The 19,671-nt window shown below is 63.7% G+C and carries 17 protein-coding genes; 10 read left to right on the plus strand and 7 right to left on the minus strand.

From position 1 onward, the window contains the following. Nucleotides 1–418 precede the first annotated feature (418 nt). Nucleotides 419–709 carry a hypothetical protein gene (locus ACFX5Q_RS29215; protein ID WP_404283474.1) on the minus strand — a complete coding sequence of 97 codons (291 nt, stop codon included), beginning with the start codon at nucleotides 707–709 and terminating at the stop codon, nucleotides 419–421. A gap of 564 nt (nucleotides 710–1,273) precedes the next feature. Between ACFX5Q_RS29215 and ACFX5Q_RS29220 the strand changes: the two genes are divergently transcribed. Next, the gene (locus ACFX5Q_RS29220) at nucleotides 1,274–1,549 is read left to right on the plus strand and encodes a hypothetical protein (RefSeq protein ID WP_404283475.1); all 276 of its coding nucleotides are present in this window, start codon (nucleotides 1,274–1,276) and stop codon (nucleotides 1,547–1,549) included. Between the two features lie 782 nt (nucleotides 1,550–2,331). Here the strand turns inward: ACFX5Q_RS29220 and ACFX5Q_RS29225 are convergent. Continuing rightward, nucleotides 2,332–3,405, minus strand: a complete 1,074-nt coding sequence (locus ACFX5Q_RS29225; protein ID WP_404283552.1) for a Gfo/Idh/MocA family protein — start codon at nucleotides 3,403–3,405, stop codon at nucleotides 2,332–2,334. 61 nt (nucleotides 3,406–3,466) lie between these two features. Further along, entirely contained in the window at nucleotides 3,467–4,204 is a 738-nt protein-coding gene (locus ACFX5Q_RS29230) for a GntR family transcriptional regulator (protein WP_404283477.1), read from the minus strand. A gap of 127 nt (nucleotides 4,205–4,331) precedes the next feature. On the opposite strand from ACFX5Q_RS29230, the gene ACFX5Q_RS29235 reads away from it, so the two are divergent. Both ACFX5Q_RS29235 and ACFX5Q_RS29240 read left to right on the plus strand, forming a co-directional pair. Then, complete coding sequence (locus ACFX5Q_RS29235) at nucleotides 4,332–5,489, plus strand: LLM class flavin-dependent oxidoreductase (protein WP_404283479.1); 1,158 nt, start codon at nucleotides 4,332–4,334, stop codon at nucleotides 5,487–5,489. Then, nucleotides 5,489–5,974 (plus strand): flavin reductase family protein, encoded by a 486-nt coding sequence (locus tag ACFX5Q_RS29240; RefSeq protein ID WP_404283481.1) that lies wholly within the window; start codon nucleotides 5,489–5,491, stop codon nucleotides 5,972–5,974. Before ACFX5Q_RS29235 ends, ACFX5Q_RS29240 begins: the two co-directional genes overlap by 1 nt. Here ACFX5Q_RS29240 and ACFX5Q_RS29245 read toward each other — a convergent pair. Next, nucleotides 5,956–7,023, minus strand: a complete 1,068-nt coding sequence (locus ACFX5Q_RS29245; RefSeq protein ID WP_404283483.1) for a LacI family DNA-binding transcriptional regulator — start codon at nucleotides 7,021–7,023, stop codon at nucleotides 5,956–5,958. The two genes, ACFX5Q_RS29240 and ACFX5Q_RS29245, sit on opposite strands and share 19 nt — an antisense overlap. A gap of 113 nt (nucleotides 7,024–7,136) precedes the next feature. Between ACFX5Q_RS29245 and ACFX5Q_RS29250 the strand changes: the two genes are divergently transcribed. The 7 genes from ACFX5Q_RS29250 (at nucleotide 7,137) to ACFX5Q_RS29280 (ending at nucleotide 16,088) form a co-directional block, all read left to right on the plus strand. After that, a complete protein-coding gene (locus ACFX5Q_RS29250; RefSeq protein ID WP_404283485.1) occupies nucleotides 7,137–8,237 on the plus strand; it encodes a glycoside hydrolase family 105 protein in 1,101 nt (366 codons plus the stop codon). After that, on the plus strand, nucleotides 8,234–9,067 hold the full coding sequence (gene kduI, locus ACFX5Q_RS29255; protein ID WP_404283487.1) for a 5-dehydro-4-deoxy-D-glucuronate isomerase: 834 nt from the start codon (nucleotides 8,234–8,236) through the stop codon (nucleotides 9,065–9,067). The genes ACFX5Q_RS29250 and kduI overlap by 4 nt, the downstream gene beginning before the upstream one ends. Next, on the plus strand, nucleotides 9,064–11,568 hold the full coding sequence (locus ACFX5Q_RS29260; protein ID WP_404283489.1) for a hypothetical protein: 2,505 nt from the start codon (nucleotides 9,064–9,066) through the stop codon (nucleotides 11,566–11,568). Before kduI ends, ACFX5Q_RS29260 begins: the two co-directional genes overlap by 4 nt. A gap of 87 nt (nucleotides 11,569–11,655) precedes the next feature. Then, nucleotides 11,656–12,924: an ABC transporter substrate-binding protein gene (locus ACFX5Q_RS29265; RefSeq protein ID WP_404283490.1), complete on the plus strand. Its 1,269-nt coding sequence runs from the start codon at nucleotides 11,656–11,658 to the stop codon at nucleotides 12,922–12,924. After that, complete coding sequence (locus ACFX5Q_RS29270; RefSeq protein ID WP_404283491.1) at nucleotides 12,921–13,943, plus strand: carbohydrate ABC transporter permease; 1,023 nt, start codon at nucleotides 12,921–12,923, stop codon at nucleotides 13,941–13,943. Before ACFX5Q_RS29265 ends, ACFX5Q_RS29270 begins: the two co-directional genes overlap by 4 nt. Next, a complete protein-coding gene (locus tag ACFX5Q_RS29275; RefSeq protein WP_404283493.1) occupies nucleotides 13,940–14,992 on the plus strand; it encodes a carbohydrate ABC transporter permease in 1,053 nt (350 codons plus the stop codon). Before ACFX5Q_RS29270 ends, ACFX5Q_RS29275 begins: the two co-directional genes overlap by 4 nt. Nucleotides 14,993–14,999: 7 nt before the next feature. Next, nucleotides 15,000–16,088: an ABC transporter ATP-binding protein gene (locus ACFX5Q_RS29280; protein WP_404283495.1), complete on the plus strand. Its 1,089-nt coding sequence runs from the start codon at nucleotides 15,000–15,002 to the stop codon at nucleotides 16,086–16,088. A gap of 507 nt (nucleotides 16,089–16,595) precedes the next feature. Here the strand turns inward: ACFX5Q_RS29280 and otnK are convergent. From otnK to ltnD, 3 genes are read right to left on the minus strand one after another with little or no spacing between them, the layout of a single operon-like run. Then, complete coding sequence (otnK, locus tag ACFX5Q_RS29285; RefSeq protein WP_404283497.1) at nucleotides 16,596–17,873, minus strand: 3-oxo-tetronate kinase; 1,278 nt, start codon at nucleotides 17,871–17,873, stop codon at nucleotides 16,596–16,598. Next, nucleotides 17,870–18,682, minus strand: a complete 813-nt coding sequence (otnI, locus tag ACFX5Q_RS29290) for a 2-oxo-tetronate isomerase (RefSeq protein WP_404283499.1) — start codon at nucleotides 18,680–18,682, stop codon at nucleotides 17,870–17,872. Before otnI ends, otnK begins: the two co-directional genes overlap by 4 nt. A gap of 17 nt (nucleotides 18,683–18,699) precedes the next feature. Next, entirely contained in the window at nucleotides 18,700–19,647 is a 948-nt protein-coding gene (ltnD, locus tag ACFX5Q_RS29295; RefSeq protein ID WP_404283500.1) for an L-threonate dehydrogenase, read from the minus strand. Between the last annotated feature and the right edge of the window lie 24 nt (nucleotides 19,648–19,671).

The following is a 19,671-nucleotide window of genomic DNA, read 5'->3' on the forward strand; positions in this document are numbered from 1 at the left end:
GTGCTTGACGACACCAGCCCCCAGAAGCAGCTCTAGTCGACCATGTCCGCGCAGCGGCTTCTTATACTAACGGCGCGGGAACAAAAATTCGCCTCCCTCGTTGAAGGGGCTTGGCCGGATGCCCTTGTGCCCAATCCCCATCCGGCCAAGCCTTGATGGGCCCGCTGTCTCCCCGGCAGCGGGCCCGACTCTCGCAAATGCCCAACTAGGCTCGACTGAATACGACCGTGCCGTCATCTTTGCGGACTTCCACCGCTACGATACCGTCATCCTGCCTTCGAGCAGGAAAGGTCGCCAGCGCGTGATCTCTCGCGGCCTTCTCGGCATCGAAGGGCGTCTTTTCAACGATGCCCTCTCCCGTACCAAATCACCGTGTAGGCCACTGCTGCGACGCTCCTCTTCACGCTTTCAGGCAGTGCTACGCACTGCTGTCTGTCTCGCTCTCCTCGTCGATCGTCCGGACTGGAAGATAGGCTTTGGCTTCCAGCCACTCGCGCAACACGATCTGAATGAGATCCGAGCGTCCAATTTCCATCTCGGCCGCGAGTGAGCTAAGCGCCTCTTCGATCGACGGCTCCAGCGGCACACCAGCGACGTTCCGAAGCATCAACGCCGCACGTCGCAGGATGACCTGCAAATCCGCCCGCGACATGTCGGCGATGCGGTCAGCAGCGCTCTCAAGGTCTTCGGCAACAGACAAGCGGGTCATCCCGAACCGCGCTGCTGCCGGGCGTTCCGACGCTCTTGGCGGAGCCTCGCCTTTTCCAACTCAGCGGCGAGGTAGGAGGCAGCGTGCTCGGCTGCCCGCTCAGCGCCTTTGCGCAGTCGGTGCAATTCCTCTGGCGGGTAGTGCGCGTCAAGGCTCGAGGTCGACCTAGCATCGGCCGCGGGCAAATGGCTCCAGTGCTCAACCGCACCAGCCGGCTTAGAAGCCAATCGATCTCTGACAGTTTGCCAAACGTGCCGCAGTCTCATCGACTGAGGATCGCCGAAACCCTGGGCGCGCGCAAGCGGTCGGGCTCTTTATGAACATTTCGGCGAGCCAGCCGGCAACCGCCGATGATTATCTCAGCGATCGAACCGACGCCAGAAGAACGTGCGCTATTTGCCGGACCTGGCTGGGAATGCTCACATCTTTTCGGGCTCGCGAAATGGTGGAACTTCGTTTCGCAAGGTTCGTTGTGAAGTCGCAAACAGTGCCGCGTTCAGCCACCGGTGCAATGGTTAAGCCGAACGCGGCGTGCATCAACACTAACGCACAAGGAAACGTACCATGATCCGCAAACTTTTGGCTACCACAGCTGTAGCTACACTTCTCACCGCCGGAGTTTGGGCCACAAGTGCCGCAGCCGAAGACGCTGCCAAGCCTGTCAGCACCGAGCAGACAACAACGGCGGCGCCGGCGACAATGGCCGACGGGAGCCTGGTTACCAAGATCATCGGCGCTGACGTTTACAACAGCGCCGCGGACGATGCCGAGAAGATCGGCGATGTGAAAGACATCGTTCTCTCCAACGTCCCCAGTGTGTTTGAGCGGAGTGCGGGTTGAGCTTAGCGTACGGACTGTACCCACGTCATCCAAACGCTTTTCGATTCTGCTGTGCTGCTTGTCGACCATCGCCCCTAAACCTCTGTTTGCAGATATTCTCCAATGATCACCTCAACAATTCCTTCATTATAGCGAACGTTTTTAATCGATGTGGATTTGTATTGAGATGGTTTTCGATCTGCAGACATGAACAGTCCGATTGTCGAGTAGACCGCCGAAGCAACCTATCTCGCAACCACAATGGTGCTGACGTTAGCCTGTGACAGAGCACTGAATGGAGTTCCGCTACGTCTCGAAACCCGTTCCTGAGCAGGCGCTATTGTGCTTAGGGCGACAGTCGGCGCAAGCGACCTTTGTATCGTCAGGAACCGTGTCTCTTTACAATCTGCCTTGGAAGGCATTGCGCTTGCAGTGGAAGTTTTAGCGTCGCCTACACCCGAAGTGAGCGCGCCGCGCCTACTTTCCTTCTTATCGAAGACGCCCGTTACACCTATTACAGAAATTCTGACGCCGAAAGGGCGCTGGGCGATCCGTGCGGTGATCGGCGGCAACGACGTACGAAAGGGATGGATTGATGCTTTCTGATGCTCAGTCTGTCTCTGCTCCGGGGAAGAAACAACGATGGGCAATGCCGGCTTGGCAAAGAGAACGTCGTAACGCAAGGCGATCGCACGAAGCGTTTCCCGTCGTTCGAATCCAACGAGCAGTTGCGGTTGATAGCAGGAACGCTTCCTTGAGCATAAATGACTGCAAAGTGCCGAGGGCCGCTTGGTTCGCTCATCCTAGGCCGGCAGCGCGAATTCACTGGCGAGTTCGATGGCACGGCCTTCGCGGGCCGATGTTTGAGCAGCGAGGCCCGTGATGACTGCCCACCAGCCGTCTTGCAAGGTCACCTCCACTTCGCCTTGCCCACGTACCGCGGCGACAAAGCGGGCGTGCTCGAAATAGGTCGAGCCATTGTGGTCGCCCGCTTCGAGGAGCTGGGGTTCGACCGGTATCTCGAGCAGGCGCGGTCCCGGCGGGTTGCGCGGACTGACGATGAGCTGCGGCAATGGGGCGAGACCCAGATGCGCCGGCCAGAAGCGGCCCGGCCCGGGCACCAAACATTCGATCTTGCCGTTGCCGCCGACGGCGGAGAGTTCCTCCTGGTAGCGGCTGCCTTCGGCGAACATGCACAATTCCAGCATGGCGCGCGCGCCACTGGCGAAGTCAACCAGCACATAGCCGTGGTCGAGAATATCCGGCGCCTCGCCATCGTAGCGTTCGTCGAGATGGTTCACGGCCTGTGCCGCGCTCGCCATCACGCGGACAGGATCTGATTTGAGGATCAGCCGCATCAGATCGAAGAAGTGGCAGCACTTCTCGACGAAGGTGCCGCCAGTGTTGCGGTTGAAGCGGTTCCAGTCGCCGACCTTGGCCAGGAAGGGGAAGCGATGCTCGCGAATGGTCAACATGCGGATGCCGCCGGTGGCGTCGCCGGCCTGCTCGATGAAGGCGGCGACGGGGGGCATGTAGCGGTACTCCATGGCTACCCAGACGAGCGGGATCCGGGCTTTCAGCGCCGCAATGCGCTTCTCGTCGGCTGCGTCGGTGAACAACGGCTTTTCCACCAGCACCGGCAGCGGCCGCAGTTCAGCGATCTCCTCCAACTGTGCGAGGTGACGGTGGTTTGGGCTGGCGATCAGAACGCAGTCAACCTCGTCCATGGCCAGCAGCTTGGCGACCGACACCGCCGGCCGGGCCCCCTGCGCCATGGCCAGCGATGCTGCCAGCATGCCGGGGTCCGGCTCGAAGATCGCGGCGACATGCGCGTCCCGCAGCAGGGCGATGTTGCGGATGTGCTCCTGGCCCATCATGCCGCAGCCGACAATGCCGTAGCCGATCGATGATTTGGTCACGCGGCGTTTTCCTTCCCGGTTATCTGAAACGCGTCACGTAGCGCGCCACATCCGGATCGAACCAGCTGCGGGAATATTCCACGCTGGCTCCGTCGCCGGCCCAGGCGATGCGTTCAATGAACCCCACGACCGTCCCCGGCGTCGGCCTGAATTCGGCCGGGGCCCAGTCCGGTACGGGCGCGACGGCGATGCGATCCTCAGCGCGAACGATCGAGAAGCCGAGCGCGAGCCGGTAGTGGAGATAAAGCGATTCTGACAGATCCTCGCGCTCGAGCCGCGCGGCGCGGTTGGCGTCGAGCCAGATCTCCTCGACCGCGGCCGGCTGGCCGTCGAGCCGTCGCAGCCGGCGGATGCGGTGAGCTTCCTCAGCGTTGCCGAACTCCGGCAAGTCGGAGGGCTTCTGTAGCCGCTCGACCGACAGGATGTCGGCGCTCGGTAGGCCGCCACCGCCGATGCGCTCAAGCCGAAAGAAGGCATAGACGCCGAACAGCTCGCCGCGCGCCCGCACGTAGTTGCCCGATCCCTGGATGCGGTCGAGAAGCCCTTTTTCGGTCAAGTCGGCAAGCGCGCGCCTGAGCGTACCAACGGCGATCCCTAGGCTCGCGGCCATCTCACGCTCGGTCGGCAGCCGCGCCCCGTCGGCCAGTCGTCCCGCGGCAATTTCACGGATCAGCATCTCGCTGATCTGCAGGTGCACGGGCAGGGGGCCGCGCATCTGGCTCGATCGGTGGCCGGGGTCGGCCCGTGTCAATTGCATTCTGCTTCCTAATCCGGCCCGTCGGGCCGTTGCCCAAGATTGATACAGTATTGATCTACATCAAAACGAGTGCTACGCAAACCCCATTCGCAGCGCCTAAAGCGACGAACACCTTCAAAGAGTGGCAATGACCATCGTCCCAATCACCTCGCCGGACCTCGACGCAGCCGAAGTCTCCTGGTTCGCCGCGCTCTGCTCCGACGACTACCGCTATCTCAGCGTGCCGGACGGCGGGCTGCGCTCGAGCTGGGCGCACTGCTCCGAAATCGTCAAGAGGTCGGAGGAACTAGGCTTCCGCAACATCCTGTGCCCGTCGTCCTATCAGGTCGGACAGGACACGCTGAGCTTCGTTGCCGGCTGCGCGCCGATCACCTCGACGATCAATCTTCTCGCCGCCGTTCGCTGCGGTGAGATGCAGCCGATCATGCTGGCGCGCACGATAGCGACGCTGGACCATATGCTCGGAGGCCGGCTGACAGTGAACATCATCTCGTCCGACTTTCCGGGCGAGACGGCCGACAGCGCCTACCGCTACCAGCGCTCGCGCGAGGTGGTGCAGATCCTGCGCCAGGCCTGGACCCGGGACAGCATCGATTTTGAGGGCGAGGTCTATCGCTTCAAGCGGGTGCCGACGGCGCCGGCAAAACCCTATCAGCAGAATGGCGGCCCGCTACTCTATTTCGGCGGCTACTCGCCCGATGCACTCGAGCTCTGCGCCGAACAGTGCGACGTCTACCTGATGTGGCCGGAGACGAAGGAAGAGCTCGCCGGTCGCATGAGAGCCGTGCACGAGCGTGCCGCGCACCACGGGCGCACGCTCGACTACGGCCTGCGCGTCCATATGATCGTGCGCGACACCGAGGCCGAGGCGAAGGAGTATGCCCGCGAGTTGGTGTCGAAGCTGGACGACGAGCAGGGCAGGGCGATCCGCGAGCGGGCGCTCGACGCCCGGTCGCTCGGCGTATCGCACCAGGCCAGGAACCGCGAGCTCGCCGATGCGGAAGGTTACGTGGAGCCGCATCTGTGGACGGGAGTCGGGCGAGCGCGTTCGGGCTGCGGTGCGGCGCTGGTGGGCTCAGCCGATCAGGTTCTGTCGGAGATCGAGGCGTATATGAAAATGGGCATCCGCGCCTTCATCTTTTCCGGCTACCCGCATCTCGACGAAGCACGCCATTTCGGCACCAAGGTGCTGCCGCAGCTGAAGACTTGTTCGCTGCCGCACGCCTATGGCCGGGTGCCCGACCGGGTCCCCGTGACGCCACTGGGAACGGGGGAGCGACGCTGATGGAGCATGTCGTGTGTGATCCGCGCCTGTTGCGCACCGCGTTCGGGCGCTTTGCCACCGGTGTCACGGTGGTCACCACCGGCACGGCAGACGGGCCGGTCGCGATCACCGCCAACAGTTTTTCGTCGGTGTCGCTCGATCCGCCGCTGGTCCTGTGGTCAATCGGCCGGCACTCGCGCCGGTTCGACGCCTTCGCCAATTCAACCCACTATGCCATCCACGTAATGGCGGAAGACCAGGCCGAGTTGTGCTGGCGCTTTTCGAAATCCGGGGCTGACTTTGCCGATCTCGATCTCAGGTGGAACGCACACGGCGTGCCGCTGCTGCCGCGAGCACTGGCGCGGTTCGAATGCAGCGTCGCCGACCGTTTCCCGGCTGGCGACCATATGATCCTTTTGGGACGCGTACTGGAACTGGAGACGCAAGAGGGTTCGCCGCTGCTCTTTGCCGGCGGCACGTCGCGGACTCAAGGCGCCTGCAGATGAGGCTCGGCGCCGGCCCGCGCTCGTGCCGTCGACTGGCGCACCACGAGATTGCAGGCCAGCTCGACGCGACGCGGTGGCAAACCCGAATGGGCCATGTCGTCGAGCAGCAGGCTGAGTGCGGCCGATCCGATCTCGCGCATGGGAATATGCATCGCCGTCAACGGAGGATTGCAGAAGGCCGCCAGCGGCAGGTCGTCCATGCCGACGACAGAAACATCGGCCGGCACCGAATATCCCGCTTCCTGGACGCCGGCGATCGCGCCAAAGGCCAGGCTGTCGCCCGCGGTCAGCACGGCTGTGAAATCAAGGCCGCGCGTGGCGATGCGCTCCTTCACGGCCTTGTTGGCCAACTCCGGCAGCCAATCCTGCACCTCGACCGCGAGATCCTCGAAACCGGTGATGCCTCGCGCGACCAGCGCATCGCGCCAGCCTTCGTAGCGCCGCTCGATCGTGCGCCGGCCCCGCCGCATCAGGAACAGGATCCTGCGGTGGCCGAGGCCGATCAGGTGCTGGGCGGCAAGCATGGCGGCAGAGCGGTTGCAGGGTGTCACGCTCGAATGGCGCATCTTGGGATCGTCGCCATTGACGAGCACGATCGGCTTGGCGAAGCCAGCCGTCAGTGTCAGCACGTCGTCATCATCCAGCGTCAGGAAGAGGCAGCCGGCAACCCTGTCGTCGCGCTCGGATTCACGCAGGAGGACTACTTCGTCCTCGGGCGTGGCGACCGGTCGGGTCACCAGTTCGACGCCGAGCAGCCGGGCGCGTTCGTTGAGCCCGTCAAGCACATGGTAGGTGAACTGGCTGCGGGCGCTGTCGACCATGGCGACGCTGCTTGCTGCCAGAATGACCTTGCGTCCGGCCACCGAGGCCGGAATGGCGTAGTTCATCGACTTAGCCGTCTCGATGATCGTGGTGCGAAGCTCGTCCCTCACGCCGCCGACGCCGCTCAGGGCACGCGAGGCGGTGCTTACCGACACGCCGCAGCGCGCCGCGATCTCCTCAAGTCGAATGCGCCGGCTGGGGCGACCGCGCTTGCCCTGAATCGTCATGCGTTTCCTGCGTCTCCGGCAAAGTGCTCAATACTGCAAAAAATTTTCAGATTGCGCAAGAAAAATGCCTGTGGAACAGTTGTGGCGGGAGAGGAGGAACGGGAGGAGGAGTGATGCCGCTGTCGGCCGAACGCCTGAAATCCGCGCTTGCCAGCCTCGTGGCCGGCATGACCGGCTTGCGCCATGACGGGCGGTTCCACGAGCCAAATCTCGACGGGACGCCGGGCGACTATGTCAGCTTCGACAGCTGGGAATGGCCGCAGGGCGTCGGGCTCTACGGGCTGGTCCGGCTGTGGGCGCAAACCGGCGACGAGCAGCTGCTGCAGACGATCGAGGCTTGGTACGACCGACGCATCGCGGCCGGTCTCCCGCCGATGAATGTCAACACCACCGCGCCCTTGCTGGCGCTCAGCGAATTGTGGCGGCGCCGGCGCCAGCCGCGCTTTGAGCCGGTCTTGCGCCAATGGGCCGAGCAGGTCGTTAGCTACATGCCGCGGACGCCCGAAGGCGGCTTCCAGCACAATGTTTCGGACCGGGTCAACGACGACGAATTGTGGGACGACACGCTGTTCATGGTGGCGCTGTTTCTCGCTTCCTTTGGCCAGGCCGCCGGCGAGCGACGCTTCGTCGAGGAAGCGGAACGGCAATTCCTCGTCCACGCCCGCTATCTCGCCGATCCGGCATCCGGCCTGTGGTTCCACGGCTGGACGTTCCAGGGCCGGCACAATTTCGCCCGTGCCCTTTGGGGGAGGGGCAATGCCTGGATCACGGTGGGCATCCTCGACCTGGTCGAGTTCGCCGAGATCACGCCCTCGGTGCGCGCCTACCTGCTTGGCGTGCTGGAGACGCAGATCGAAGCCCTGGTTAAGCTGCAGACGGGTTCGGGCGCATGGCACACCCTCCTCGACGACCCGACCTCATATGAAGAGATCTCCGCCACCGCCGGTTTCGGCTATGGGCTGATGAAGGCTGCGCGGCTTGGAATCGGCCCAGCGGAATGTCGCGCCGCCGGCCGCCGCGCCTTGGAAGCCGTGGTGGCCAATATCGACGACAAAGGTGTGGTGACGAACGTGTCCTACGGCACCCGCATGGGGCACGATCTGCAATTCTACCGCGACATCCCGATCCAGCCGACGGGCTACGGGCAGGCGCTGGCCATACTGTGCCTGACCGAAGGCTCGCGGCACCTGCAGGCGAAGGTGGAGGCGGCATGATGCGGACGGTCTACGGCGCTTCGCCGGCGGATATTGCCGGCATGGACACCGAGCGGCTGCGAGCCGAATTCCTGGTCGACGGACTTTTCCGGCCAGCCACGATCGAGTTCGTTTATACCCATATCGACCGAATGATCGTTGGCGGCGCGGTGCCGCTGGCCAACCCGCTAATGTTCGGCAGTGGAGCCGATGTTGGCACCGAGCTCTTCTTCACCGCGCGCGAAATGGGCATCGCCAATCTCGGCGGCAGCGGCACCGTTACCGTGGACGGCACGCGCTTCGTCGTCGCCAACCGCGACGTCGTCTATGTCGGGCGCGGGGCACGCGAGGTGACCCTGCAGAGCGACGATCCGGAGAGGCCGGCGTGCTTCTACATGAACTCGGTGCCGGTCGGCGCCGACATCCCTCACCGTCTCATTGCCAAGGGCGAAGCCAAGCCGATGGTGCTGGGCGAGGAGGCTCGCGCCAACAAGCGCACGCTGCGCATGTACATCCATCCCGAGGTGGCGCCCTCCTGCCTCTTGCTGATGGGCATCACCGACCTCGCGCCGGGCAGCGTGTGGAACACCATGCCGCCGCATCTGCATGAGCGGCGCATGGAGGCCTATTGCTATTTCGACCTTGCAGCGGCGGACCGGATCGTCCACCTGATGGGCCGGCCCGACAATACCCGCCATCTGGTTGTTGCCGATGGCGACGTCGTCCTGTCGCCGGCCTGGTCTGTCCATATGGGCGCCGGCACCGGTCCCTATGCCTTCGTCTGGGGCATGACCGGCGAGAACCAGGCCTACACCGATGTCGATCCCGTTGACGTGAAGGATTTGCGATGAGTGCGGCCGCCGACTTTGCCTTGCGCCGGCCGGTCGCCACGGGGCAGCCGATCGTCTACTGGCGGCTGGGTTCTATCGCCGAGCAGCGCTACGACGTGGCCGACCAGCCGATGAAGGGGGAGATGGATCCCTTCTTCTTCCTGACCAAGCATAAGAATTTCATTCCGCATGAATATCCGTGCCGCACTGAGTTCGCAGCGGAGCGCCGCGGCAAGCGGCCTCAGATCGGCGCCGAGTTCAATGCCGAACGCATCTGGTTGCCCTTTGCCTCGCCGCGCGTCGACCTGTCGGGCTTCTGGTTCCGGCCGACCATGCTCGGAAGCTGGGCCGAGACGGCCATCGAAGCCGCCACGGCCGGTGAGGCGCTGGTGCGGCTGCGCACATGCGGCGGCGCCATACTCTTCGCCAATGGCTCTGAAGCCGGTTGGATGGCGCCCTACGGCCGCAATCTGGAAAGCGCCGAGGAATTTCGAATCACGCTGAAGGCTGGCCGCAACGACATCCGCATATGGTTCGACGATCTCGCCGAGCGCGACGCCCGCTACTATTTCCAGCTCGACTATCTGTCGGGACCCGCTGTCTCCGTCGCGTTGCCGATCGAAGTGGAGGGCAACATAGCCGATGCGATGGAAGCAGCCCTCGACGACATGCATTTCGAGCGTCCCGCCTATGATGGCGGCGAGGTGGCGCTGGCCACTGGCGTGGCGCTGCCGCGCGATGCTCGGGTCGCGGTCGAGATCGAGGGTGATTTCATGTCCATCGAGGCGCCGGTGCGCTTCGCCTTCGATCTGACCAAAGGTCAGAAACGGCTGCCGATCGCCGACACGGAGCAACTGCCCGCCGATTTTCGCCACTTCAAGGTGACGCTGACCGTCGGTGACCAAGCCGTATCGCGTGTCTTCGGCGTCGAGATCTGCCACGCGCGCCGCCAGGGCAGCGCAGCGGCAACGCTTGCCGCGCGCATCGACGAGGCGCTCAGTGAAGTCGCCGAGCACGCCGAGGCCGATACGGTGCGCGCACTGGCGCGTCTGGCGATCGGGCAGGAGGGTGCCGAGACCGAAGCCATGATCTCCGGCGCGCTGCCGGCGATTGAGGATTGCCATGACTGCGCCGATTTCATCCTGGTGCCGCTGTTGTGGTGCCGCAAGGCCTATGGCGATCGGCTGGCAGCGAACCTCTGCGCGCGTGTCGACAAGGCCATACTCGGCTATCGCTACTGGATGGATGAGCCCGGCAACGATGTGCAGTGGTATTTTTCCGAGAACCACGCGCTGCTCTTCCACACCGCCGCCTACATCGCCGGCGGGCTTCTGCCTGATGCGCGCTTCGTGCGGTCGGGCCGCCTTGGCCGCGAGCAATCAGCGGTGGGGGCGGCGCGGGTGCGCGCCTGGCTCGACCATTTCGAAGCTTGGGAGATGGCCGAATTCAATTCGGCGCCCTATTTCCCGATCGACCTCAAGGGCCTGTGCGCGCTCTACGCGCTGGCCCCGGACAAGGACATCGCGGACCGTGCCGGCAAGGCGGTCATCCGCTTGCTGGAAATCGTCGCCCGCTCCGCCCAACACGGGATCCTCACCGGCGCGCAGGGCCGATCCTATGAGCACACGCTGCGCGCCGCGCGTTCGCTGGAACTGTCGGGCATATGCCGCATGGTCTGGGGCAAGGGCAATTACGGAATGCGCTTCCACGCGTTGCCGCAGCTGGCGCTCTGTCTGCGCGATCACGGATTGAGTGTTCCCGCCGAGCTGGCGGCGATTGCCTCGCTCACGGACGATACGGCGTGGGAATGGACTTTCGCGCAGGGACAGGACCGCTTCGCGCGGCTCTATCACCACAAGACGCGTAACCATGCGATGGGCAGCGCCGCCGGCTATCGTTGGAACCAGTGGGGGTATCAGGAGACCGTCGTTCAAGCCCGGCTGGGCGAGAATCCAGATGCGCAGATTTGGGTCAACCACCCGGGCGAAGTCCTGCAGTCCGGCTACGGCCGACCGTCCTACTGGGGCGGTTCCGGCACCTTGCCGCGAGTTCACCAATACCGCGACCTCGCCGTCGTCAGCTTCTTGTGCTCGGACGAACAGCCCGACTTTACGCACGCCTGGTTTCCGGCCAGCACCTTCGATGCCGTGCAAGTGGATAGCCATCGGGCGTTCGCGCAATCGGGCAACGCCTTCGTCATGCTGAAGACTGATGTGCCGCTGATTGAGGTCAAGGGCGGACCGACGGCCGGCAACGAGTTGCGGGCAGCGGGGCGCAAGGCGACATGGATCGTCCGTCTCGGCGGCCGGGATGCCGATCTGCCAGCGCTCGACGCCTGGGCGTCGGTCTTTGCGGACCTGTCGGTGCGGTCGGGCGCCGACGGCGAGTTGATCGTCGAGGATCCGGTATACGGCACGGTGCGTTTCCTCGCCGACGCGAAGGTGGTCGCTGAGGGACGGACACTCGATCCGGCCAACTGGACCGTGCGCGGTGAGGCGACGCGCATGAAGCGCAGGGAATAGGAGGAATCAGCTGCGGCCCTCAAGAGGAGAGGGCGTGGCGGCTTGAACCATCGGGGTGCAGCCCCGGACAAAGGAGGAGACGAAAGCATGAAGAAGACCCGCACTTTGCTGGCCGCGCTATCGGTCAGCCTGCTCGCATCGACCAGCGCATTCGCCGGCGACGTGCGCATCATGTGGTACTCGGACGGTGTCGAAGGCGATGTCATCCAGGACCTTCTGAACCGCTTTATGAAGGACAATCCCGACATTCACGTCACGCTCGACAACGTCGCCTACAAGGTGATCCAGGAGCAGCTCCCCATCCAGCTCGAAGCGGGCCAGGGCCCGGACATCGCCCGCGTCACCAACATCAAGGAACTCGCCCAGCACTGGCTCGATCTCAGGCCGCTGGTGGCCGACCCGAAATACTGGGACGACAATTTCGGCGACACACTGGACTGGATGCGACCCGACGGCTCCAAGGCCATCACCGGTTTCATGACCCAGCTCACGCTCACCGGCGGCTTCGCCAACAAGACGCTGTTCGAACAGGCGGGCGTGGCGCTGCCCGGCGACAAGGCGACCTGGGACGACTGGGTCAACGCCGCCGCCGAAGTGGCGAAGAGCCAGCAGCTTCCGGCAGCGTTTGCGATCGACCGCTCCGGCCACCGCATTTCGGGTGCGAATGTCTCCTACGGGGCGAACTATATAGGGCCCGACGGTAAGCCGGCGAAAGTCGATGACGGCACCAAGGCGTTCGTTGGCAAGCTCGTCGACTGGACCGCCAAGGGCCTGATGCTGAAGGATACCTGGGTGTCGGCGGCAGGCTCGACCTACCGCGCGGCCGCCGACGATTTCATCAACGCGCAGATCCCATTCTATTATTCGGGAAGCTGGCAAGTCGCCAATCTGTCGACCAAGATCGGCGACAGTTTCGACTGGGTGGCAACCGGCTCGCCCTGCGGCACTGCCGGCTGTTCTGGCGTGAAAGGCGGCGCGGCACTTGTCGCCATCAAATACACGAAGAACCCCAAGGACGTCGCCAAGGTCATGGATTACCTGGCCCGCGAAGACATCGTGAAAGAGTTCAGCGAGCGCACGCTGTTCCTGCCGGCGCACAAGGGCGTCATCACGAAAGGTGGGCTGAAATGGGGTTCGGCCGACAAGAATGTCGGTCCGGCGCTCGACAAGTTCGTCAAGGCGGCGGGTGAAACCCTGCCGGCGGCCGACGCGCTGCCGCCGTGGAAATGGGCCAACGCCTATTTCGCCGCACTGGTGACCCGCGTCAGCCAGGTTATGGCCGGCGAACTCACCCTCGACGAAGCCTGGAGCAAGATCGATCAGGATATCGCCGACAAGGTTGCCGAGGCAAAGTGATCGCCGTCGCGACATTGAAGACATGGACGGGCGCCGCTCTGGCGGCGCCGGTCGTCTGGCTGGCGTCGATCGTCAACGTGCCGCTCAAATGGTGGCAGCGCGCAACGGGCACCGGCGGCATGGCCGCCTTCTTCCTCGCCCCGAACATGGCGATCTTCGGCATCTTCGTTCTGGTGCCGCTGGTCATCAATTTCTTCTATTCAGCCACGTCCGGTACGGCCTATTTCCTGCAGGATCGCACCTATGTCGGGCTGGAGCAGTATCAGCGCCTGCTTGATTGCGGCAACTATCTAGATACCGCCACCTGCCGCGAGGACCTCTTCTGGAAGGCCGTCCACAATACCGGCCTGTTCGTCCTCGTGCAGGTGGCGCTGTTGACGGTCGTGTCGATGATAACCGCGCTGATCCTCAACCGCGAGATCGTCGGGCGCAGCTTCTGGCGTGCGGTGTTCTTCTTTCCGGTGCTGCTGTCGCCGGTCGTCACCGGCCTGATCTGGCGCTGGATCCTGCAACGCCAGGGGTTGCTCAACCTGATCGTCCACGATCTGGGGGGCGACCCGTACAATTGGCTGACCGACCGCTTTTGGGCGTTCACCGCCGCCGTCAGCGTCTCGGTCTGGGCCCATATGGGCTTTTACACGCTCATCCTGCTTGCCGGATTGCAGGCGATCCCGCGCGACCTCTACGAGGCGGCCGAGATGGACGGCACCAAGCCGGCGCGGGTGTTCTGGCGCATCACGCTGCCGCTGCTCATGCCGAACCTGCTCGTCGTCATCGTGCTGGCGCTGATCCGCGCCGTGCAGATCTTCGATGAGGTCTATGTGCTGACCGGAGGAGGGCCGGGCACCTCGACCCTCTATCTCACGCAGTACATCTATGAGATCGGCTTCGCCTCCCTGCTGCGCAATCCGGGGCTGGCTTCGGCGGCTTCGATCCTGATGGGACTGGTGCTGGTCGTACTGACCCTGCTTCAGCTTCAGGTCGGGCGCCGGGGCGAACGGAAGGGGGCGCGCGAATGAGCGGCGTGACGACATTCCTGACTCGTCGGCGCGGCGGCCGTTTCTGGCACTGGACGGATATCGTCAGCTGGCTGTGGTTGGTCGGCGGTCTCGTCATCATGTTCGGTCCGGCCGTCTGGCTAGTCGGCTCGTCGTTCAAGACACCGGCGCAACTCGCCGAGTTCCCACCGACAATCCTGCCCTATGTCAGCCAGCAGGCGAGCGTCGAAGGTCACGACAAGCCGCTGGCGCTCTACCGTGTGAAGCAGGCGGACGGTTCGACCAAGGTCATGGCCGAGGTGCGGCGCATCGGCATCGTGGCGCAGATGGTCGACCCCAAGGCGCCGAAGGACATCATCAAGGTCAATATCGCCGATCGGCAGCCGGTGCGCGAAATCGGGTTTGCCACAGGCAACTACACCGAACCCTTCGTCCATTTCGACTTCATGCGCTACCTGCGCAATTCGGTTTTCGTCACCGCGATGGCGACGCTGATCACGTTGCTCACCAATTCGATGGCAGCCTTCGCCCTGTCGAAATACAAGTTTCGCGGCCGCGATCTCACCATGCTGTTGATCGTCGGCACGCTGATGGTGCCGCTGTCGGTGATCCTGGTGCCGCTCTATTCGGTGGTCAGCGCCGTCGGCCTGCTCGATTCGCTGTGGGGCGTGATCCTGCCGACTGTGGCGACGCCGACCGGCGTGTTCCTGCTACGCCAATACATGCTGACCATCCCGGACGAGTTGCTCGACGCGGCGCGCATGGACAATGCGTCGGAATGGCAGATCTACTGGCGCATCGTGTTGCCGCTTGCGGCACCCGCGCTCGCGGTGCTGGCGATCTTCTCGGTGGTCTGGCGTTGGAACGACTTCCTGTGGCCACTGGTGGTGCTGTCGCGCAAGGAGCTCTACACGCTCCAGGTCGGGCTCAACACCTATGCCGGCCAGCTCAACGTGCAGTGGCACTACATCCTGGCGATGACCGTCGTGACGATGATCCCCGTCGTCCTCGTCTTCGTCTTCCTGCAGCGTTACATCACGTCCGGCATCGCCGGCACCGGGCTGAAATGAGGGCGCCATGGGACGGATAACGCTGACCAACATCGATCGCGCCTACGGCAAGGTGAAGATCCTGCACGACATCAATCTCGACGTCGGCGACGGCGAGATGCTGGTCCTCGTCGGCCCGTCGGGTTGCGGCAAGTCCACGCTGCTCAGGCTGATCGCCGGGCTCGACCGGCCGACCGGCGGCAAGATCGAGATCGACGGCGCCGACGTCACCGAGGTTTCGGCCGCGCAGCGCGGGCTTGCCATGGTGTTCCAGTCCTATGCGCTCTACCCGCATATGAGCGTGCGCCAGAACCTTGCCTTCGGGCTCGAAAACATCCGCACGCCGAAGGCCGAGATCGACCAGCGCATCGCGGAAGCGGCGCGGATGCTGGAAATCGCGCCCTATCTCGACCGCCGCCCAGGGCAGCTTTCTGGCGGCCAGAAACAGCGCGTGGCGATCGGCCGTGCGGTGGTGCGCAACCCGACCGCGTTCCTGCTCGACGAACCGCTGTCCAACCTCGACGCCGAACTGCGCATCTCGACGCGCGCCGAACTGGCAGCCCTGCACAAGCGGCTGGCAACGACGATGATCTATGTCACCCACGACCAGGTCGAGGCGATGACGCTCGCCGACCGTATCGTGGTGATGCGGGCCGGAAAGGTCGAACAGGTCGGCCGGCCGCTCGATCTCTACAACGCGCCGGCAAACCTGTTCGTCGCCGGCTTCATCGGCGCGCCGCGCATGAACCTTTTGCCGGTCAAGGTGCGTTCGGCCAGCGGCAACGAAGTGCATGTCGAAGGGCCGGGCGGGCTTTCGGCCACGGTGGCAGTCGACGGCAGCGCGCTGAAGCCGGGAGACGATGCCACACTCGGCATCCGGCCACATGACATCGAACTTTCGGACGGCGGCAAGGGGGCGGTGGAAGCACACGTCACGCTGGCTGAAGCGCTGGGGCCGGAAACCGTGGTGCACGCCACCATCGCCGGCGACAACAAGCTGGTCGCCGTGGTCAAGCGGCAAGGCGTCGAAGCACAAGGCGCGCCGCTCAGCCTCGCTCTGCCGCCGGAGCGGATGCATCTTTTCGATTCCGCTGGGCTGCGCGTCGCCTCGTGCTAGCTGGCAAGGAAGCGTTGGCCGCAAGGCGTCCGGACTCGCCGCGCAGGCGCGACAATTCGAGCTGGAGCTGGATCGCGATCGCGATAGCCGCTTCGAATAGGCGACCAATCACAGGGACGGCGATACACAAGCCAAGCTTGACTACCGAAATCGCTCATATCGCCTCCTAAGCAGACAGTTCGCTGACGGCCAAAACCGGAATCCTAGCTGAAAGTCAGAAATGCGCCGCTTATCGATCGTAGAATCAGTTTTGGCGAGGAATCGAGTCGCGGTGGAAAGGAGCGTCACTTCGTGAAGCGAGCTTGCGGGTGTGCCGAGCGCGCCGATCACTGCATCGTGGCCTTAGACTGACGTTGGCCTTTTCGCCCCCAGTGACGTTGATGTCGCTGTCACAACCCATTTCGCGATTGACGGCGATGGCCTGAGGGGCGAAGGCCTCGTTAGCTGCCATCAGATCGAGGCGGGTGCGGTCATTCGACCTTCTGCGGCTTAGAGCGCTACTTGGCCCTACGCCATGATGGCCAAGGCGTCCGAGAAGAAGTCGTCACCGCCGAAATTGCCTGATTTAAGGGCGAGCACCATTTCGCCGTCCTGACCTCCCAGCGCTCGCAACACGGGTACGCCCGCCGCGATTTCCGGGCCTAACTCGAAGGCTGGAATCGCCAGGCGATCAACGACCGCGCCAGATGTCTCGCCACCGGCAACGACCAGCCTGCGGACTCCCAACTCGACCAGCCCCGCTGCAATCGTCGCGAGGGCGCGCTCGATAGTGTGGCCGGCCGCCCCCCCTCCATGGCGTTCCTGGAGTCTGGAAACCTCATCCGGGGGCGCGCTGCTGGCAATCAGAATAGCGCCTTTGGCAAGGTGCTCCGTCGCCCAAGTGAGGGCACGTTCTACTGTCTCCAAAGGATCGCTTACCAATGTCTCCGGATCAAGCCTCAGGACAGGCATCGTCTGTTCGGCTTTGGCAATCTGTTTCAGCGTCGCCGTTGAGCAGCTGCCGGCAAGACATGCTGCAGGACCGCTGATCCGCTGGGCCTGTGTTGACCGTTCGTATCGCCGTGCGGCGCCGGCAGCGATCAGGCCCCGGGCGAGACCCAATCCCAAGCCAGATGCTCCGACCGACAGGCGTTGGACTAACGCTGCCGTGCCGATTGCTTCGAGGTCGCTCTCAAAAACGGCGTCGGCGACGGCCGCTCCCGTCCCGCTGGCAGAAAGCTGTTCTAGTCTTGTGCGGATTGCATCCGCTCCCTGAGCGACGGTAGCGAGCTCGACTAGCCCAACCGTCCCGGTGGTCTGCCTAGCCAGCACGCGTACCAGATTGGCATCGCGCATGGGATTGAGAGGATGATCCCTGAGCGAGCTCTCATTCAACGGAACCGCACCGACAAATAGATTGCCCTTGTAGACGGTGCGATCGGTTTCGGGAAAGGCCGGCGTCACCAGAACCGATGTTTCAATGGCATCAGCGCGCAAGGCATCGAGGACCGGGCCGATATTGCCCGCATCGGTAGAATCGAAGGTCGAGCAAATCTTGTACATCACGTGCGCTGCGCCGCGGGTGCGGAGCCAATCGTGGGCGGCGCGGGCGCGTTCAACCGCTTCGGATGCGGCGACCGAACGGATTTTCAGCGAGATGACGATAGCGTCGATTTCGGGTAGCGGCAGGTCAGCTGATGGAATCCCGATGGTTTGAACCGTACGCAAGCCTTGTTTCGCCAAGGTGTTCGCCAAGTCTGATGCGCCGGTATAGTCGTCCGCGATACAGCCAAGGGCGAGGGTCATGGAAGGGCTCCGACGGCTTTTGAGAGCCGGTGGTGCTCTCCGGCAAAGGGGGCGAACCAGCCAAGCCCGTCAAGCGTCCCAGCCCTCGGCCGATATTCGCAGCCGACAAAACCGTCATAGCCCAACCGGTCCAACTCCGCGAAGATGAATCGATCGTCAAGTTCTTCACAGCTGGGTTCGTGCCTTGAGGGTACGCTTGCGATCTGGATGTGCCCGATAATTGGCAACAGGCTCCGTAGGGCCATCGTGACATCCCCATGCAGGACCTGACGGTGGTAGATGTCGAACTGAAGCTTGAGATTGGGCAGCGCGAGGTCGTGGATCAGCGATTCCGCAAAGGCGAAGTCGTTCAGAAAATAGCCCGGCATGTCGCGGCCATTGATCGGTTCGATCACCAGGTCCATGCCGCGATCCGCCAGTTTTTCGGCGGTCCAGGTCACAGCTTTTCGATAGGCATGGACGGCGCCCTTGTCCTCGCGCGAGCCGAGCCCGGACATGAGATGGAGGCGCTGTGCAGCGGTGGCCTCGGCGTAGGAGAGCGCGGTCTCGACGCCGGCCTTTAGCTCATCGAAGCGCTCGGGCAAGGCAGCAAGGCCGCGTTCGCCTGCAGCCCAGTCGCCGGGCGGGAGATTGAACAAGGCCTGGGTCAGACGGTTCCGCCCGAGGCGCTCGCCGACCGCTTCCGGCGTGTGCTCGTAAGGGAACAGGAATTCTACCGCTGTGAAGCCGGCGGCCGCGGCCGCATCGAACCGGTCGAGGAACGGCCATTCGTTGAACATCATGGTCAGATTGGCGGCGAAGCGAGGCATGAATGATCCGTTCCTGGTCAGGCTTGCGTTGCGTCGGGCAGTTCGATGCCGGTGATGCGTGCGTAGAGCCGGGCGACCGAGGCATCGTCGTCACGCCCCATTCCGCCCGCCGACGTCATCAGGAACATCTGCAGCGCGGCGGCTGCAACCGGCACCGGGAATTTTGCGCTGCGGGCCATGTCCTGGATGATACCGAGATCCTTGACGAAGATATCGACCGCGCTCCGCGGCGTGTAGTCTCCGTCGAGCACGTGCGGAACCCGGTTCTCGAACATCCAGGAACTGCCGGCCGAAGCCGTAATCACCTCGTAGACCTTGCGGAGGTCGAGCCCCTGGCGGGCGGCAAACACGATGGCTTCACTTGCTGCGGCGATGTGCACGCCAGCGAGCAGTTGGTTGATCATCTTGAAAGCCGCGCCGACGCCTGGCTCTTCGCCCAGCTCGTAGATCTTGGCAGCCATGGCATCGAGCACGGGTCGCGCCTTGGCGAAGGCGGGAGCTGAGCCCGAGGCGAGAATGGTCAGCGCACCGTCGGCCGCGCGGATCGAGCCGCCGCTGATCGGCGCGTCGAGATAGAGCCTTCCGGTCGCCTCCAGGCGGGCAGCCAATTTGCGCGCGACATCGGGATCCATCGTGGCCGAGGAGACGAAGACCGTCCCCTCGGCCAGCGTCTCGGCAACGCCACCCGCGCCGAAGAGGATGGCTTCGGTCTGCGGGGCGTTGACCACGACTGACACCACGACATCCGCGGCCCGCGCAGCTTGGGCAGGGGTTGGTGCCCCCCGCCCGCCGTCGGCGACGAAGCGCTGAACCACCGCATCGTCGATGTCGAAGCCGGTCACCTCGAATCCGGCCCGCTTGAGCGACTGTGCCATCCCGAACCCCATCGAGCCGAGGCCGATCACGGCGACCCTGGTCGCCTTGGTCACCACGGGGTTTTCCTTTTGCACAGCGTGAACAGTCATCATGGAAACTCCATTTTGCGTCGT

The sequence above is a fragment of the Mesorhizobium sp. IMUNJ 23033 genome, from assembly GCF_044778005.1.
Lineage (GTDB): Bacteria > Pseudomonadota > Alphaproteobacteria > Rhizobiales > Rhizobiaceae > Mesorhizobium > Mesorhizobium amorphae_A.